General features: G+C 46.7%; 19 protein-coding genes and 1 tRNA gene. 13 read left to right on the forward strand and 7 right to left on the reverse strand.

Translation table 11 applies throughout. The annotated features are described in order from the left end of the window. Nucleotides 1–76: 76 nt before the first annotated feature. The 8 genes from hexR (at nucleotide 77) to FXF61_RS00360 (ending at nucleotide 7,115) form a co-directional block, all read left to right on the forward strand. On the forward strand, nucleotides 77–949 hold the full coding sequence (hexR, locus tag FXF61_RS00325; RefSeq protein ID WP_151183394.1) for a transcriptional regulator HexR: 873 nt from the start codon (nucleotides 77–79) through the stop codon (nucleotides 947–949). A 173-nt stretch (nucleotides 950–1,122) separates the two neighbouring features. Next, on the forward strand, nucleotides 1,123–1,899 hold the full coding sequence (locus FXF61_RS00330; protein WP_151183395.1) for an ABC transporter ATP-binding protein: 777 nt from the start codon (nucleotides 1,123–1,125) through the stop codon (nucleotides 1,897–1,899). A gap of 10 nt (nucleotides 1,900–1,909) precedes the next feature. Continuing rightward, the gene (locus FXF61_RS00335) at nucleotides 1,910–2,665 is read left to right on the forward strand and encodes an ABC transporter substrate-binding protein (RefSeq protein WP_151183396.1); all 756 of its coding nucleotides are present in this window, start codon (nucleotides 1,910–1,912) and stop codon (nucleotides 2,663–2,665) included. A gap of 349 nt (nucleotides 2,666–3,014) precedes the next feature. Next, nucleotides 3,015–4,253 carry an RNA-guided endonuclease IscB gene (iscB, locus tag FXF61_RS00340; protein ID WP_151183397.1) on the forward strand — a complete coding sequence of 413 codons (1,239 nt, stop codon included), beginning with the start codon at nucleotides 3,015–3,017 and terminating at the stop codon, nucleotides 4,251–4,253. A 28-nt stretch (nucleotides 4,254–4,281) separates the two neighbouring features. Continuing rightward, entirely contained in the window at nucleotides 4,282–4,977 is a 696-nt protein-coding gene (locus tag FXF61_RS00345) for an ABC transporter permease (RefSeq protein ID WP_151185963.1), read from the forward strand. Continuing rightward, on the forward strand, nucleotides 4,974–5,663 hold the full coding sequence (locus FXF61_RS00350; protein WP_151183398.1) for an ABC transporter permease: 690 nt from the start codon (nucleotides 4,974–4,976) through the stop codon (nucleotides 5,661–5,663). The genes FXF61_RS00345 and FXF61_RS00350 overlap by 4 nt, the downstream gene beginning before the upstream one ends. Continuing rightward, a complete protein-coding gene (locus FXF61_RS00355; protein ID WP_151183399.1) occupies nucleotides 5,664–6,902 on the forward strand; it encodes a methyltransferase in 1,239 nt (412 codons plus the stop codon). Between the two features lie 137 nt (nucleotides 6,903–7,039). Beyond that, nucleotides 7,040–7,115: transfer RNA gene (locus FXF61_RS00360), tRNA-Thr, on the forward strand. A gap of 197 nt (nucleotides 7,116–7,312) precedes the next feature. Here FXF61_RS00360 and FXF61_RS00365 read toward each other — a convergent pair. Genes FXF61_RS00365 through FXF61_RS00380 form a run of 4 tightly spaced genes read right to left on the reverse strand, consistent with a single transcriptional unit; the run spans nucleotide 7,313 to nucleotide 11,058 of the window. Beyond that, nucleotides 7,313–8,257 carry a site-specific integrase gene (locus FXF61_RS00365; protein WP_151183400.1) on the reverse strand — a complete coding sequence of 315 codons (945 nt, stop codon included), beginning with the start codon at nucleotides 8,255–8,257 and terminating at the stop codon, nucleotides 7,313–7,315. Nucleotides 8,258–8,278: 21 nt separating this feature from the next. Then, nucleotides 8,279–10,165: a MobH family relaxase gene (gene mobH, locus FXF61_RS00370; RefSeq protein WP_151183401.1), complete on the reverse strand. Its 1,887-nt coding sequence runs from the start codon at nucleotides 10,163–10,165 to the stop codon at nucleotides 8,279–8,281. Nucleotides 10,166–10,171: 6 nt separating this feature from the next. Then, nucleotides 10,172–10,675 carry a 3'-5' exonuclease gene (locus FXF61_RS00375; protein ID WP_218571819.1) on the reverse strand — a complete coding sequence of 168 codons (504 nt, stop codon included), beginning with the start codon at nucleotides 10,673–10,675 and terminating at the stop codon, nucleotides 10,172–10,174. After that, nucleotides 10,675–11,058 carry a hypothetical protein gene (locus tag FXF61_RS00380; protein WP_151183403.1) on the reverse strand — a complete coding sequence of 128 codons (384 nt, stop codon included), beginning with the start codon at nucleotides 11,056–11,058 and terminating at the stop codon, nucleotides 10,675–10,677. Before FXF61_RS00380 ends, FXF61_RS00375 begins: the two co-directional genes overlap by 1 nt. A gap of 181 nt (nucleotides 11,059–11,239) precedes the next feature. Between FXF61_RS00380 and FXF61_RS00385 the strand changes: the two genes are divergently transcribed. Together FXF61_RS00385 and FXF61_RS00390 are read left to right on the forward strand one after the other, a co-directional pair. Further along, nucleotides 11,240–11,770: a hypothetical protein gene (locus FXF61_RS00385; RefSeq protein ID WP_151183404.1), complete on the forward strand. Its 531-nt coding sequence runs from the start codon at nucleotides 11,240–11,242 to the stop codon at nucleotides 11,768–11,770. A gap of 26 nt (nucleotides 11,771–11,796) precedes the next feature. Then, a complete protein-coding gene (locus FXF61_RS00390; protein WP_151183405.1) occupies nucleotides 11,797–12,144 on the forward strand; it encodes a hypothetical protein in 348 nt (115 codons plus the stop codon). A 442-nt stretch (nucleotides 12,145–12,586) separates the two neighbouring features. Here the strand turns inward: FXF61_RS00390 and FXF61_RS00395 are convergent, their stop codons facing one another. Beyond that, the gene (locus FXF61_RS00395) at nucleotides 12,587–12,925 is read right to left on the reverse strand and encodes a hypothetical protein (protein WP_151183406.1); all 339 of its coding nucleotides are present in this window, start codon (nucleotides 12,923–12,925) and stop codon (nucleotides 12,587–12,589) included. Continuing rightward, nucleotides 12,919–13,173, reverse strand: a complete 255-nt coding sequence (locus tag FXF61_RS00400; RefSeq protein WP_151183407.1) for a hypothetical protein — start codon at nucleotides 13,171–13,173, stop codon at nucleotides 12,919–12,921. The genes FXF61_RS00395 and FXF61_RS00400 overlap by 7 nt, the downstream gene beginning before the upstream one ends. Before the next feature lie 86 nt (nucleotides 13,174–13,259). On the opposite strand from FXF61_RS00400, the gene FXF61_RS00405 reads away from it, so the two are divergent. The 3 genes from FXF61_RS00405 to FXF61_RS00415 all read left to right on the forward strand — a co-directional run bounded on the left by FXF61_RS00405 (nucleotide 13,260) and on the right by FXF61_RS00415 (nucleotide 15,605). Further along, the gene (locus FXF61_RS00405; protein ID WP_151183408.1) at nucleotides 13,260–13,571 is read left to right on the forward strand and encodes a hypothetical protein; all 312 of its coding nucleotides are present in this window, start codon (nucleotides 13,260–13,262) and stop codon (nucleotides 13,569–13,571) included. Then, nucleotides 13,568–13,924: an IS66 family insertion sequence element accessory protein TnpB gene (gene tnpB, locus FXF61_RS00410; RefSeq protein WP_151183409.1), complete on the forward strand. Its 357-nt coding sequence runs from the start codon at nucleotides 13,568–13,570 to the stop codon at nucleotides 13,922–13,924. The genes FXF61_RS00405 and tnpB overlap by 4 nt, the downstream gene beginning before the upstream one ends. 112 nt (nucleotides 13,925–14,036) lie before the next feature. Then, nucleotides 14,037–15,605, forward strand: coding sequence for an IS66 family transposase (locus tag FXF61_RS00415; protein ID WP_151183410.1), 1,569 nt, complete (start codon nucleotides 14,037–14,039; stop codon nucleotides 15,603–15,605). A 63-nt stretch (nucleotides 15,606–15,668) separates the two neighbouring features. On the opposite strand, the gene FXF61_RS00420 is transcribed toward FXF61_RS00415, so the two are convergent. Further along, complete coding sequence (locus FXF61_RS00420; protein ID WP_151183411.1) at nucleotides 15,669–16,568, reverse strand: hypothetical protein; 900 nt, start codon at nucleotides 16,566–16,568, stop codon at nucleotides 15,669–15,671. Between the last annotated feature and the right edge of the window lie 53 nt (nucleotides 16,569–16,621).

Raw genomic sequence — 16,621 nt, forward strand, 5'->3', positions numbered from 1 at the left:
TGCGAATAAACAGCCGTTGTAGTATAACTACAAAACCGCTACATAACTGTGGCATACGCTAAATGAGCCTAACATTGTGAATCTGTTACAGCATATCGTGCAAAATCTTGAATCATTGCGAAAATCAGAAGTAAAAGTGGCGCAGTACGTCTTATCTGATCCCGCTGCAGTTATGCACAGCTCTATGTCTGAGTTGGCGGCTGTGGTGGGGGTCAGCGAGCCAACTATTGTGCGATTTTGTCGTGCGGTTGGTTGCCAAGGCTTCCAGGACTTAAAGTTGCAGCTGGCACAAAGCCTCGCAGCTGGTGCCAGCTTTGGCCAATTTGCCATCAGCGAAGATGATGCCGTAACTGATTATGCCTTGAAGATTTTTGATACCACCTTGCATACCTTGATTGAAGTGCGTGAGCGCTTAAATGTGCAGGCGCTAGAGCAGGCGATTGCGGTGATGGCTAAAGCACAGCGCGTTGAATTTTATGGCTTTGGTGCGTCCGGTGCAGTCGCAGCAGATGCGCAGCACAAGTTCTTTCGTTTGTTACTGACAGCTGCGGCCTATAGCGATCCGCACATGCAGGCGATGTCGGCTGTAACATTACAGTCCAGTGATGTGGCAATTTGTATTTCGCAATCTGGGCGCTCTAAAGATTTGCTAACCACTGCACAGCTGGTGCGTGAAACAGGTGCAATTTTAATTACATTATGTCCCAGCAACACGCCTTTAGCTGAGCTGGCGACCATTCATTTAGCCATTGATGTGCAAGAAGATACCGAGATTTACACGCCCCTAACATCACGCATTGCCCACTTGGTGGTGATAGATGTGTTGGCCATGGGGGTGGCGATGGCGCGTGGCCCGTCTTTGGTGAATCATTTGAAAAGTGTTAAACGCAGTTTGCGCAGCCTAAGATTGTCACCCAAGACTATCAAGTCAGCTGAAGGCGACTCGTAACTTGACTGGCCTTTTGCTTTTCAAATGCCGGTAAAACTGGCACTATCGCAGCATTATTAATTAGCTCGGCCAGTCGCTTTAAATGCAAAGGTGTTTAATTGTGTATTGGTGCATAGCACTTCCAAGGCGCACTGCTGCTTCAAGTAGGCCCTTTCGTTGATAGAGGACCCTTTATGGCTGAGGCCATCCCTGCCTTAGAAATACGTGATTTACACAAACGCTACGGTGACCTAGAGGTCTTAAAAGGCATTTCTTTAACGGCCAATGATGGCGACGTGATTTCTATTTTGGGTTCATCTGGATCAGGTAAATCAACGTTTCTACGTTGCATTAATTTGTTAGAAAATCCGCACTGTGGGAAAATCTTTTTTTCTGGCGAAGAGTTGCAGTTGAAAACTGATCGTGAGGGGCAGCTGGTAGCGGCGAATAATCAGCAAATCAACCGTTTGCGCACGCAAGTCGGTTTTGTCTTTCAAAACTTCAATTTATGGCCACACATGAGTGTGCTCGATAATCTTATTGAGGCGCCACGTCGCGTATTGGGTTTGAGTAAAGACGAGGCGATTGCCACAGCTGAAACCTTGCTGGCTAAAGTGGGTATTGCTGATAAGCGCCATGCCTATCCCAATCAACTATCGGGTGGTCAGCAGCAGCGTGCCGCTATTGCGCGCACACTTGCCATGCAACCCAAAGTGATTTTATTTGATGAGCCGACCTCCGCTTTAGACCCAGAGATGGTGCAAGAAGTGCTAGGCGTTATTCGTGCATTGGCTGATGAAGGCCGCACGATGTTGCTGGTTACTCACGAAATGAGTTTTGCTCGGCAAGTGTCGAGTGAAATTGTATTTTTGCATAAAGGTTTAATTGAAGAGCAAGGGACACCTGAGCAGGTGTTTGATAATCCGCAATCTGAGCGGTGTAAACAATTTATGTCCAGTCATAACCATTGAGGCACGACCGATGAAAAAATATAAAAAAATACTCTTAGTGGCGGCTGCCAGCTTGTCATTTGCAACGGCGAGTGTTGCTGCGGAAAAACTAAAAATCGGAACTGAAGGTGCTTACCCACCGTTTAATCTGATTGATTCCAATGGCGAAGTGGTAGGCTTTGACCTCGATATTGCGCATGCGCTGTGTGAAAAAATGAAGGTTGAGTGCAGCGTTGTCACCTCCGACTGGGATGGCATTATTCCTGCGTTGAATGCAAAGAAGTTTGATTTCTTGGCAGCCTCGATGTCAATCACCGAAGAACGCCTGCAGGCGGTTGATTTTACCGACCCGTATTACACCAATGGTTTGCAGTTTATTGCACCGAAAAGCAGTGACTTTAAAGTCGATAAAGACAGCTTAAAAGGTAAAGTCATTGGTGCGCAGCGTGCCACCATTGCGGGCAACTGGTTAGAAGACAACATGGGTAAAGACATTGATATCAAACTTTATGATACCAATGAAAATGCTTACTTAGATTTAGAGTCAGGCCGTTTGGACGGTGTACTGGCGGATAAGTTTGTTAACTGGGAATGGCTGAAAAGTGAGGCCGGTGCTGGCTTTGAATTCAAAGGTGATCCTGTGTTTGATAACGATAAAATCGGGATCGCTTTGCGCAAAGGCAATGATGAGTTACGTGAGCGTTTGAACGCTGCACTGAAAGAAATTGTTGAAGACGGCACCTACAAAGCCATCAATGACAAGTATTTCCCGTTTAACGTGTATTAAATTTAAGACTGTGCTGTAAAAAGCCGCCACCCTAGCTGTGGCGGTTTTACTTTGCAGCCGCCTACACAAGTATTTCTGGTCAATTACGCCGCCCCTAAAGGAGCGGGCTTGTAAAAGCCAAATTGTCCAGACCACTCACTGAGGAACGAATGTGAGTTAAACGATATTTTGGATATAGATACCCTCGGATGCCGCCTCAGTCCGTTGCTCTATCGTGGCACTGTAAACAGCCTTAAAGCGTTATAGGCAGTCAACCACACTTAAAGCCTTAATATCTGGTCGAGAGGACGTCGGATTTGATATGTGCCTCAAGCATATTCATACGCATAACTTGAAGAAGGAACACGTTATGTTCGTGTTTGTACTTAACAAAGAGAATACGCCACTGATGCCCTGCAAACCACGCAAAGCAAGAGTATTGCTTGAAAAGGGTCAGGCTAAAGTAGTCGCAAGAACGCCGTTCACTATTAAGTTGATAGGCGGGAGCAGTGGTTATAAACAGCCGCTGACCGCAGGTATGGACACTGGCAGTAAAGCCATTGGCTGTGCTGTGGTTGGGCTTGGGCAGGTTATCTATCAAAGCCAAGTTCAGTTGCGCCAAGATGTTTCAAAGAAAATGCAACAACGTGCCATGTACCGTAGAGGCAGGCGTGGTAGAAAATGCCGCTATCGTCCAGCACGATGGGCTAATCGTGCATCCATGCGGGCGACCAACAGATTAGCACCTAGCATTAAATCCAAACTGGACTCTCATTTACGGGAAAAGACCTTTGTTGAGTCGATTATACCGATCAGTGAGTGGAAGGTAGAAACAGCGAGTTTTGATATTCACAAGATCACCCGCCCTGATGTTTCAGGCGCTGAGTATCAACACGGGAATCAAAAAGGCTTTTACAACGTGAAAGCGTTTGTATTGCATCGGGATGGTTATACATGCAGATCAGGGCGCAAGATCAGGCACAGCCAAAAACTGCATGTGCATCATATTCAGTTTCGCGCAAAAGGTGGCACAGACACCCCCGCAAACTTAGTCACGCTGTGCGAGACATGCCATCAAGATTTGCATGCAGGTCAGTTTGAGATTAAGACTCAAAGATCAAAAACAAAGCACGCAACAGAAATAGGGGTCATTAAATCCCAACTGTACAAGCACTGGTCATTTCGTGAAACATTCGGCTATGAGACAAAGTTTAAGCGCGAACAGATACTCGGACTTCCAAAGGAGCATTATTTTGATGCTGTGGCGATTTGCCTTGAAGATGACGAGCTTGTGCAGCCCAACGCGACAGTTTATGCCAAAAGGCACGTTTCAAAAGGTGATTATCAACTCACCAAGGGTGCGCGCTCTGAAAAGCGCATACCGACTGGGAAGTTATTTGGAATAAGAAAGCATGACTTCATACAAACTCCGCAAGGTTCAGGTTTTGTAAAAGGCAAGCGCAGCACAGGGTATTTCGCACTTGAAACCCTCTTTGGCGAGAAGGTTCACGCAAGCGCCAACGTAAAGAACAACACGATCCGGCTCGCCGCCCGATCCACAACCCTAATCCAAAAATTGGAGAGCGCAAGCAATTCCTCCTCCCGCTAAAGCAGGAGGTATGCTTGCTTAAGACATGATGAACTTCGAACTCTATGGTTTTGGCCCAGCGCTACTTGCTGGTGCTTGGATGACAATTAAGCTGGCCCTGTGCTCACTGGCTTTAGGTCTGGTTTTGGGGCTGGGTGGTGCTTTAGCAAAAACCTCACCTTACCGCGCTTTGCGTTGGTTGGGAGATGCCTATTCAACCATGGTGCGCGGAGTTCCGGAGCTGCTGTGGGTTCTCTTAATTTATTATGGCTCAGTGGGTTTAGTGCGCTCACTTGGCGAAAGCATTGGCTATCCGGAGCTGGAGCTTAGTGCTTTTTCTGCCGGTGTGCTGGCCTTGGGTTTATGTTTTGGTGCCTATGCCACGGAGGTGTTTCGTGGTGCATTATTAGCTATTCCGCGCGGTCATCGCGAAGCGGGTTTGGCGCTTGGTTTGTCGCGGCCACGCATTCTGTTTCGTCTGGTTTTGCCGCAAATGTGGCGTATTGCGATTCCAGGTTTGGGTAATTTATTTATGATTTTGATGAAAGATACCGCATTGGTATCAGTCGTCGGACTTAATGAGGTGATGCGCAGTGCACAAGTTGCTGTAACCTCGTCAAAACAGCCGTTTACTTTCTTTATGGTCGCGGCCTGTATTTATCTGATCTTAACTGTTTTAAGCATGCTAATTTTGCACGTCCTTGAAAAACGCGCCAACCGTGGTTTTGTGAGGAGTGCAGCATGAACTGGGATGTGATCATAAAATGGCTGCCTAAGTTGCTGGAAGGCGCTTACTTAACCTTAGAGCTGGTCGCTATTGCTGTTGTCGTTGGTTTAATCGTTGCTATTCCACTGGGTATGGCGCGTGCTTCACGGCACTGGTATGTGCGTGCATTGCCGTTTAGCTACATCTTCTTCTTTCGTGGTACACCGCTGCTGCTGCAGTTGTTTTTAGTGTATTACGGTTTGGCACAGTTTGATGCCGTGCGCCAAGGCCCGCTGTGGCCGTATTTGCGTGATCCCTATTGGTGCGCTCTGATTGCGATGACTATGCATACAGCGGCTTACATTGCTGAAATTATTCGTGGTGCGATTCAAGCGGTACCGCCGGGTGAGGTGGAAGCTGCACGCTCCTTGGGTATGAGTCGGGGGCAAACCATGTGGCACATTGTTTTGCCCCGTGCTGCACGTATTGGTTTGCCGGCCTACAGCAATGAAGTGATTTTGATGCTCAAAGCCAGCTCATTGGCCAGCACTATCACTTTGCTAGAGCTCACCGGTATGGCGCGTACCATTATTGCTCGCACCTATTTGCCGGTCGAAATATTCTTTGCTGCAGGTCTATTCTACCTTGTCATGACCTTTATTTTGGTGCAGGTGTTTCGCTGGCTTGAACGCAAATTGCGCGTGGATGCGTTGCAGGGCCGTTAAGTGTTCGGCTCTGATGCACCGCTATTAAGCGGTGATGCATTGCGCGAGCGGTTCTTAGCGCTGGATGCTTTTTTATTCGCGCAACAAAAAATCTGGCGGGAAAAGCCCTTTATCCAGCAGCACTTGCTGTGGGAGCTAGACTTCCCCGAGCTGTCCACTTGGCTGCGCGCGCGCAGCTTGGCCGATGCCGAAGCCTGTCATACCCAGCCTACAACTGTTGCGGCACCACAGCCTTATCGTGCTTGGGCGCAACAAGCCGCACAGCTCACGCATGTTGGTCGCTTTGCATCTGTTGCTTTGAATGAGCGTCCAGTACGGATGAGCAGTGGTATCGCTGAGCGCAAGTGGCAGCAGATTGAAGCCTTTGCCAGTGCCGTGCATGGCTCTGCTGGTCAGGCATTTACTCAGGCGCAAAACTGGCTGGACTGGTGTGCAGGTAAAGGCCATCTGGGGCGTTATTTAGCGTGGCCTGATGCCAATCTTGAGTGTTTAGAGTTTAATCCTGACTTAATCGGCAGTGGCCAAGCTATCAGCCATAAATACCTTGCGCATGCACAGCATACCTTGTGTGACGTTATGAGCGCTGCGAGTACCGCGCCTTTACAGCAGGCTAATGCGGTGGTGGCGCTGCATGCCTGCGGTGATCTGCATACCCATCTTGTACGGCAGGTCGGTGCGCAACAGGCTATTGCCTTGGCTTTAGCCCCTTGTTGTTATAACCGCACGCAAGCTGAGTTTTATCAGCCGCTGTCTAAACAGGGCCAAATATCAAAGCTGCAACTGACTCGTGATGATCTAGGTTTACCGCTGACAGCGACGGTTACCGCGACAGCACGTGAGCGGCGTTTGCGCGATCAATCCATGGCGTGGCGCTTAGCTTTTGATATTTTGCAGCGCGAGCTGCGTGGTATTGATGACTACTTGCCGACACCTTCCTTATCGGCGGCGTGGTTTAACAAGCCCTTTGCGCAGTGGTGCAGGGATCTGGCTGTGTTAAAAAACTTAGCGGTTGTGCCTGAGCGAAACTGGCAAATGCTTGAGGCGCAGGGCTGGCAGCGCTTAGCTCAGGTGCGCAACCTAGAGCTGCTGCGTGGTTTGTTTCGTCGGCCGCTAGAGCTGTGGCTGCTGCTCGATCAAGCGCTGTTTTTACAGGAGCAGGGCTTTAATGTGGAATTAGGTGAGTTTTGTGCGATTGAGCTGACCCCGCGTAATCTTTTATTACTGGCGCAGCGCAGCTAACAAGCGCGTAAGATACGCTCATACTTGAGCTTCAGCGCCTTTCAGTAAGCGTCAGTAAGCAATTGAATTTGCTCAGATTAAAAATATCTACAGAAAGCCTTTACAAGGTATCTGTAATCTATATAATGGCCGCCATTGCCGGTATAGCTCAGTTGGTAGAGCAACTGACTTGTAATCAGTAGGTCCCGAGTTCGACTCTTGGTGCCGGCACCAATTTACAGAAGCAAGTCCTTTGTGGTTTACTTCTCGGAAACGCCTGAAATACTTTTCTTTTTGGTTGCAGCCAGAAAGAAAATAACAACGGATAGCTCCTATTTAGCTAGCCCTATTCAGGTAAGATAAACGCCCTGTCGGATTGCGTCAAGCAATTAGGTAGGGCGTTTGTCTTTTTGCCTCATAAAAATCCTGCTTTAGTTGGACAAAGCGTCCAGCATATTACGAATATCATCTAAGTTCGGTTCAACGTATTCCAGCGTTGTCCGCAGATCCGTATGCCCTAATAAAGCTTTGACCAGATGCAGATTTGCATCGGCTCCTTGACGCATTAATTTTGTCCCTAACGTATGTCTAAACCGATGTGGTGAGACCTTGAACTCAAGCCGCTCAGATAATTCTCGATAGCAGTTGGAAATATTCGCATCTAGCATGTAATCGTATTTATATCGACGGTTTTGGCCGAAGCGAGTGACGTTAAATAACTGGTCTTTGTATTTGAAATGACGCAGTCTGGCTTGTTTCAGCAGTTGCTGTAACCAAGGCTTCAGTGCATTACAAATAGGGATTGTATTCTCGCTGTGTGTTTTCGATCCATCGAGGCCAAGGTAAATAACACTCTGCCCCAGATCAATATCTGCAATGGTCAAATGCAAAAGCTGGTTGCGTCGCATACCGGTGTAATAAAGCGTTTCAAACACCGTTCGCCAGAACCAAACAGGATGGATTCTGCCCGACAGATCACCGCTAGACTCCTGTACTTGCAGGGCATCAAACAATTTAATGACTGCGTGGATCTGATCATCGGCTAAGGTTTTTTTGCGTTTTTTAGGCTCAGTGAGCAGCAGTTTTGCAAAGTGATTTTCAGTCCATGAAATGAGTCCTTGTTCGATACCGTGGTTAAAAATTGCTTTTAAGTGACGGCAATAACTGTTCCAGCTGATGGGTGACAAGCCATTATTGAGTTCATTGTTTCGCCAAGTCATGAGTTGCCTCATGTCTATTTCATTAATGGCATGGGATTGGCCAAGCGCCAGTATATTTTTTTGCATTTTCTGTATTGCGCCGCGATAACTTTGTTCTGTTCTGGGGCGTAATCGGCGGTAAAAAAAGTAACTCTCTAATAACTCTTGGTAAGCCATGTGATGTCCTTTCGTAGGTATTTACTGGTGTTCAATAGTGACGAAAGGGTTATCCACGGGCTGGATATTGAAGAATAGCTCAGTTGGGAGTAGGTAGCCTTTGATGGATTTTCCTTTTACCCGCGGGCCACGGACACCGCATGTCCAAATATTTAAATCATTTTCAGTTTTGTGATGCAGTTTTAATTTTTCAAATGACTTTTGTACCCACCGCCATGCCTGTCCTTGGTCTGGGTTCAGCTTTTCCAGCTCCGGAAACTGCGATGTGAAGCGTTGGAAAATACCAGGGCTGGCAATAAACATTTTTCCATCGACGATATGGATCAGTGCTTTGGAGTCGTTGATATACAAGATGTGTGACTGAACACCTGCCTTGAGCCATTCAAAAAAAGCTGTTCCAAGTTCAACCGCTGTGGTGTTGGTTGTAAAAGTGACTTGGAGTGACGCTTTTGGAGGGGTAGGGCTGATTTTTTGCGCTGGTTCTGTATTTGGCCACGTTGATTGCGCTGTTGTTATAGGTTGCGGTGAGGGCGACTCAAATGGTTCAAATGGAATGAGAGAGTCATCGTCCCCCATGCTTTGCTCTTGGCTAGAAGTGATTGGGCAGGGGTCATCAAACAGGGATAGGACATCATCAATGTCATCTTCTATAACAGGTTTTACCTCTACAAAATGGGTGGCAGGAGTCGCTTGTACCGTGGTTTTTGTTGAGGTTACTGCAGGAGAAGTAATAGGTGCTTGAGTATCGTTTTTTGCTTCAGGTTGGCCATCAAATGTAACGCTGCCACCAAAGAGGCTAGGGTATTCTTCGTTGCCCCAGATCAGCGATGGTTTAACTCTTAAAAACGTAAACTCTTGCACCCAGTCGCCATCAGTGACTGTGGCTTTCCAGATTGCATTACCTTCAGCGTTGGGCTCGATCAGCCGGTGAGACTGCAGCTCATCAAATAAGGATGAGTTCTTGGTGGGAACCTTGTCCACGCCTTGAGACAGTAAAAATGACCGCAGCTTGTCGGCGACCACCTTGCTGACCAGCCACAAGCCATCTTGTGTTAGCCAACCGGCAGCGCCTTTCATATTCAGCTTAATGCGGTGCTCTTCTTCCTTGAGCAGTTGCCTCAATCCACGGATTAAATGCGCTTGTAATGATGTTGGAGGCGCTTGTAAGGCTTTTTCTGGATTTGCCCCAATATTCAATGCGGTAGAGGTGCGGTCGGCTTTAGAAACGATTTCACCCAACACACCGGCCTCTGTGTAGTTGCCTGAAAGTAAATACAGCAAGCTGCCCCAAAGCTCTAAATTACTGGAAAGCCAATCGAGTACGTCTTTACCCAGGATCGAAGAACATAGAAGCATTGCCGCAGCATTATGTAAATTGTAATCACGTCCTTTGATGTACTGAAAGCGATAGGGTTGTTTGAGTATCCCGTGCCACGCTTGCCAAGCCTTGCCGTCCAAGGTCTCCACTTTGATATCAACCAGGATCTTGCCGGTGTCGTGTAGCAATGCACCGTAAGCAATACCGGCTGTCCAGAGATCCGCATATTTGGCCTGATCTTCGGGTGGAGCACCAATCGGTAGCAGGTAACTCTGCCGCAGTTTCAGTGCATATAAAAGCAGTTCTAACCCATGATCGAGCATGCCGCCAAGGTAGCTGTGATGGTGCGTCTCGCTGGCAGGCAGTTCTTGAACCAGTTCGGCATACCGAGTAATTGGCTCCATATACAGCGTTTGATAGGTTTCACGGGATATGGAGGTTTGCTCCCATATCTGATCGAGCAAGGCCTGTCGTCGATCGCTGCTTAATAAGACTTGGGCAGACTTCGGGTGCAGGTACTCACCTGTCTTGTGCGCTACGGTGGATGCTGTCGTGCTTTTTTTTGACCACCGTTGAAAGAGTCTTTTCATGTGAGCCTATTGGGGTATTTGATATGTTTCGATGTGGCGAATAATTCCAAGTGTCATCAGGCAGTCAGCCAATGCTTGGTGTGCGGATGTACAGTCGATGCCACATTGCTGTGCTGCTGTTTGTAGCTTTTGCCAGCGATAGTTTCCGTTGTACTGTAGGTCTCCATGCCAATAGGCATAGAGCTTCATTGCGCAATGAGACTGGAGGGTAGGGGCTTGTAATTCATGTAGATCTGCTGTTTGAGAAAGCAATCGAACATCGTATTCAGCGTTGTAAATAAGGACAGAGCGCCCAGCAATTATTGAACAAAACTCATCATGTATATCGGCCCATGAAGGAGCATTTTGCACGTCTATATCGCGGATACCGTGAATGTCGGTGGCTGCTGCTGGAATAGGTCTAGTTGGGCGAATACGGGTGTTAAGTAGAGGTTTGCCTTGCAAGTCAATGATGCAGATTTCAACAATTTCTGCCTGGTCATCTAGACCGGTGGTCTCGGTGTCTAACACTACAGCTGTTTCCCCGATAACCATTGCTGTGCAGTATCTATGCAGTAACTAAGGCGCTTTAAGGTGCCGCAATTTTCACACAATGAGTTGTTGCCTAAAAACCAATCTGGAAATCTATTTTTGCAGTTATTACATTGGGCTGTGCCGATTAGCTCACGCCCTTGGGCTAATGCGTTTAGCTGTGCTTCACTTGGTTGGCGGTAGGGACGCATGGGTAAACAGGCATCTTTGGCGTAGACGTAATATGAGCCTTGCCCTTGCCAAACCTCACCTGACGGTGCTTGTCTTGGTGAAGGCTTGAGACGGAAAAGTGTTTTTAAGTCTTTGAGGCAATACCAGCCTTGCTGAGCTGCTTCTTTTTTTCTTAAATACTTTCTGGACATGCCTACTCTTCCGCGTTTTATAGGTGTTAGGGGAGGGTAAGCTACTATGTCAGAGCAACTGACTCGGCAGATGCTGTAAAACGATTGCCAGCGATTCGCTTTGTTTGCTGTAGGGGGTTTGTGGTTTTGTTTCAATATCAACTGGGCGTAGTAATCCGTTGACTCTAAAAGGAACAGAAATATGAAACGAACCCTCGCAATGCTGACAGTGTGTTCAGCTGCTTTATTAGGTGGATGCTCGACACAAGAGTTGTCAGAGATGAATCAAACGGTCAGTGATGTCAGCAGTGACTTAACCTCATTTTTGACCGGCGGTAGAATTGTTAGAGAAGATCGTAAGTATGACGTTTTAGTGCCTGTTGATGTTGATACAGCAGCCGCTCGATTGAGACGTTATTACAACTTTGAAGATGTCGATGCCAAGATTGTTGCCTTGAAAAACTCCGGTAGAGACTCTGATTCTTGGAAAGCCACTGCATTGGCTGGTCAAGAGGCTGTTTGGGAAGCAGCACCTGGTAGCTTCTACAAAATGGGTAAAAACTACGGCGATCTGAACCCGCCAAATCGTATCGTGATCGAATTGGAAAAGAATGGCGCAGGCTCTATGGTTTATGTCACCTATAGCTCTTCTTATCGGCCTCAGTTGAATGAACAAGGTGTCTCTGAGCTGTTCCAGACTGTGCATGATGTCGCTGTAGGGAAAGTTAGGTAGATAATGCATTTGTTGGAGAGTAAACAATGAGTATTCATGCTGGCATATGCGTTGGCTTTGGTGTTTTTTTAGCTGTAGCCAGTGCTGGGTATCTGATCGTTTTACGCATGCGCTATTTGAGAAGAGCATCCGCTGCCGATCATCTTTTAAGTCTGTTCAAAGATGATCGTGAGGGAATCTACAAGCGGATTGAAGAGGCAAGAGAAATACAAAATGTCGTTCAGGTTTGTGTTAAAGAAGGGCATGCTATGCCGTGGGTTTTGTCTTGGGCTTATAGCCAAGAAAGGTGGTTAGAACAGTTAGCTAGCGATCTTGAAGTATTAGATCCAGAGATAGCAATGCATGGTGCTCGTGGACGAGAGCGGTTTTTATGATGCGTCTTACATGAAATTGTAAGTTGTCTTGATGAGGCTTTAGCGTAGCACTTTACTGCGCTAGAACCTCTTGTAGCAGTGCCTGGTAACTCACTACAAGTTGTTGTCCTGCACGTCGTGCCATGTTAATACCCTTGACTGTCTGCGCGCTGGTTCGCAGCTCTGAGACACAGGCGTGTGATTTTTATTGCCCTGTTTTGACGGCTGGTTACAAAATTCCTAACAAACTGTTGCCGCCTTGGTGCTAGTTTGGAAATGTGCTGGTCTATTTGGTGCCTGCTAAGTGGTAGAACACAGTCTCGATAGATGAAGAAAATCAACACACATACCAAAGCCAAAATCATTGTCATCATGGTTCGTTTCCTGGAGTCTGGAATCAGAGTAAATCATGACTGAATTTAGATTTGATTAGTTGTGATAAATTGATCTGGGAGGGTTCGTTTTATTCCAAGAGCTTTAGAGCTTCTTTAAACAACCGTTGACCTTTAACAGTTAAAATAACTGCTTTTTCTTTGCCATGAATTTTCTCACCCCACTGTAAAACATTAGCACCGTTGTAACCTCGGGCGGGGGAGCCAAACATTAACTGGCGTACTAGCGATAGCTGCTTTCTATATTCAGGGTCGTTTGAGGGAAGATCTAAAATATCGGCTAAGCAGCGACCTTGCTTCATAGCACAGTGCAGAAAGACTGATAATTGTTGCGTAGACCTCACTCCTGCAGTGTTTGCAATAATGGATATGCTGGCTAGAGCAGTTATGTATTTGTTGTTATTTAACATGCAGCAGACTCCACAAGCTCAAGAACACGTTTCACAATTTCGTACATTTTTTTGCCATCGGGCTCCTGATAGCCAAAGGTGTTTATGAACGTCGAAAATGTTAAATTCTCACCAGTTTTCGCTGACCAGACTGAAAACTGGTGTGCTGTTGCAATAGCATCCAACGCAAATTTACGATTGTTAGCTTCGCGTGATTGTTGATGCCTGTGAGTGAGAATAAGCTCTTTCTCTGCCTCAGTTAACTGCATTTTTAATCGTAAGCGTAACAACAACCCCACATAGCTAGCACTTTTCCCGTGCCGTAGATTACTCGTTTAAATAAACGAGGTGATCTATGAGCCGTAAATATCGCAACACAGCGCAGTGGTTGGAGCTTATCGAAGTCTTTGAGCTGAGTGGGCAAAGCCAAGTTGAGTTCTGTGCAGAGCACGATTTAAATCCTGCCTATTTTAGTAAGCGTCGAGGAGAGTTGTTGAGTGCTCAATCTGAACCTGCTTTTGTTCAGGTGCAGAGTCGATCGTCCTGCAACTCGGCGGTAAGCTTTGACACATCGTTGACGTTACGCTTTCAGCAAACTGAACTGTCTTTGCCTTTGTCGGTGGATCCTCGCTGGCTTGCTGGTTTAATAAAAACACTGTCGGCATGAAGATGTTTGTTGAGCCGCCGGGCATTTATTTGCATAAGGAGCCGGTGGATTTTCGCAAAAGTATTAACGGTCTCAGCGTGATCGTTGAAGAGCACATGCGGTTATCAGCCTTCAGCGGCGCACTGTTTGTGTTCTGCAATCGTCAGCGCGATAAAATTAAAGTCTTGTACTGGGATCAAACAGGTTTTTGCCTGTGGTATAAACGTCTTGAAAAAGACACATTCAAATGGCCAAAACAGATGCGCGGTGAAGTACTGACATTGTCTGAGCGCCAATGGAGTTGGCTGCTTGAGGGGCTGGATATTGAGCGAATGAAAGGGCATCAACCGCTGCAGTTCAGTAGTACTTACTGAATAAAATAAGCCGTGAAAAATAGGTATAAAAAGATTGTATCTATAGCTGTTATGTCTAATTAAAGAATTGTTTTTAAAGGCTTTTGCAGGCGTTTATAGTAAAATAAATGCTATGAAAACGACTGACTCAACCACTTTACCTGATGATATCGAGAGCTTAAAAAAACAGGTTCTCGAGATGCAAATACTGCAGCAAAAAACGCAAGCAGAAAGTCAGCGTTATCAAAAAGAATCTAAAAAATATCAGCAGCTGTACTATGAGACGCTTGAAAAATGGCAGCTCTCACTCAAGCAGCGTTTTGCTGCCAGTAGCGAAGGTTATCCAGGTCAAGGTGAGTTGTTTAACGAAGCAGAAGAGCTGCTTGCGCCCAGCGAAGAAGAAATCGCTGCAGATGAAACCATCACCTACACCCGCAAGAAAACCCGTCGCCCAAGTTTAGCTGCAGAACTACCTCGCGAAGACGTTGTTCACGACATTCCTGCCGCGGATAAAGTGTGCAACGACTGCGGTAATGATTTACACCGCATGGGTGAAGAGGTCAGCGAGAAACTGGAATTTATCCCTGCGACCGTTAAAGTCATCCGCCATATTCGCCCTAAATACAGCTGCCGTTGCTGCGAGAAAAACGCAACACAAACCCAGATTAAAATCGCACCCGTTCCAGCGAGTATTTTGCCTAAGAGCATCGCTACACCGACGTTACTGGCACAAATTATCAGCGCTAAGTACCAGTTTGGCTTGCCCTTGTATCGTCAAGAAGCATTATTCAAAAGCTTTGGTATTGAGCTGCATCGACAGACCATGAGTCGATGGCTGGTCAAGCTTAGTGAGCAGCTTGAACTGTTGTATGAACACTGGCATCAACAACTCCTGATGCAGCCAGCCATCTGGTCCGATGACACGCCCGTAAAAGTGATCGAAACTGAAAAATCACAATGTTATATGTGGGTTTATGGCTGTGGCGCCGATAAAAAATCAGCCGATGGCCCGCCCAATATTGTTCTGTATGACTATCAAGATGGGCGCGCAGGCGCTTGTCCTGAGACCTTCTTGCAAGGCTACACCGGCTTGCTGCAAGTCGACGGTTATGCCGGTTATAACCATACTGAAGCCACATTAGTTGGCTGTTGGGCGCATGCTCGGCGCAAGTTTATTGAAGCTAAAGCGGTTCAACCTAAAGGCAAAACAGGGCGTGCTGACCAAGCACTCAACTTGATTCAAAAACTGTATGGCATTGAAACATCAATCGCCGATGCAACGCCTGAACATAAACGACAAGTGAGGCAAGAACAATCTGCGCCGATTATGCAGCAGCTCAAGGCTTGGCTGGATAAAACAGTGCTGCAAGTGCCACCAAAAACAGCCATTGGTGTAGCACTGCAATACAGCTTGAACCAATGGAACAAACTGACGGCTTATCTTGAGCATGGGCTGGTTAGCATCGACAACAATCGTGCTGAGCGTGCGATTAAACCTTTTGTGATTGGCCGTAAAAACTGGTTGTTCTCCAACACCCGCAGCGGCGCCAAAGCCAGTGCTATTTTTTACAGCCTTGTTGAAACCGCCAAAGCTAACGACCTTCTGCCTGCGGTATATCTTCAAGCGTTGTTCGAACAACTGCCGCACACCAGCGCTGCTGACATCGGTACACTTTCGCCTTGGAACATTAAACTTAGCTAAGCATCCAGTCGCTCTAACTGCTGATCTGAGTTGTGCTAGGTGTGGTTGGTGTTACGCTTACTTTTAATCCGCCTCCTTAATCCAGGTCCAAATAGCTTTCGCTAGTAGTGTTATGTAAACGATAGAGCCAAGAAAAAATACTTCTTTGGTTAGAGCGCCAGTGAGCAATGGGAGAGCTGAGAACACAGCAAGTGCAAAATAAATAGCAGATGCTTTAATACGTATGGTTTGACATCTGCGGAACAGACGTTTCCATAATGATGGTTTTGGTGTGGTTGATGCGTTTGTTAGAGCCTGAAACTCAGCAAGCTTTGCCTGAGCTTGATCATAATTGAGAGTTATCGTTTTAGAACTGTTTAGATACAGCAAGGTAAGGGAGGGCTGAAATAAAACCACCCTCCAGCCTACGCCATCATTACAGCCAATCCGTTGAGAAGCTGCCGTTAGCTCATAAGGTAATTGCTCTACAGCAATCAACTCCTTTAATTGTTTATAGATGGCGTAAAACGGCCAGTTCACGAGAAAGTGCTCGACTGCTACGGAGTGTAAATGACTCTTTGACTGGTCAAATAAGAAAAACTTTGCAAGGCAGGTGCGATGATTGCCATCGTGTCCAACATAAAATGACAATCCATCTGTTGTGTAAAACTGCATGGCAGGTACTCGGCTGACTAGGTTTAAATAGTAGTCAGGGTTGCGTTGTAGTTCATCTAAGTTCGTCGCTATTTTGCTTCCGTCTTGCAGCAAGTCCAACCATGTTTTATTTTGGAACAGCTTGCACAGGGTGCCCACAACATTAAAAACATTAACTGATGCGTCAAATGCCTCGTAGTGTTCAGTTAGGAAGCTGCGACAGTCTGCGGGATATGCGTCACTCCAAGCTAATAGCGGTTTTTGGCTCCAGTCAGGTGGAGTCTTGAGATGTTTTTGAACGAATGGAAAAGACAGATTGGGATTTGCCATTGTGTCATCTACCTACTGTTATATGAATGCCTTCAGAATGGGCTCCAAATAAC

It is taken from the genome of Pseudomonas sp. C27(2019) (genome assembly GCF_008807395.1).
In the GTDB taxonomy this organism is placed as follows: domain Bacteria; phylum Pseudomonadota; class Gammaproteobacteria; order Pseudomonadales; family Pseudomonadaceae; genus Denitrificimonas.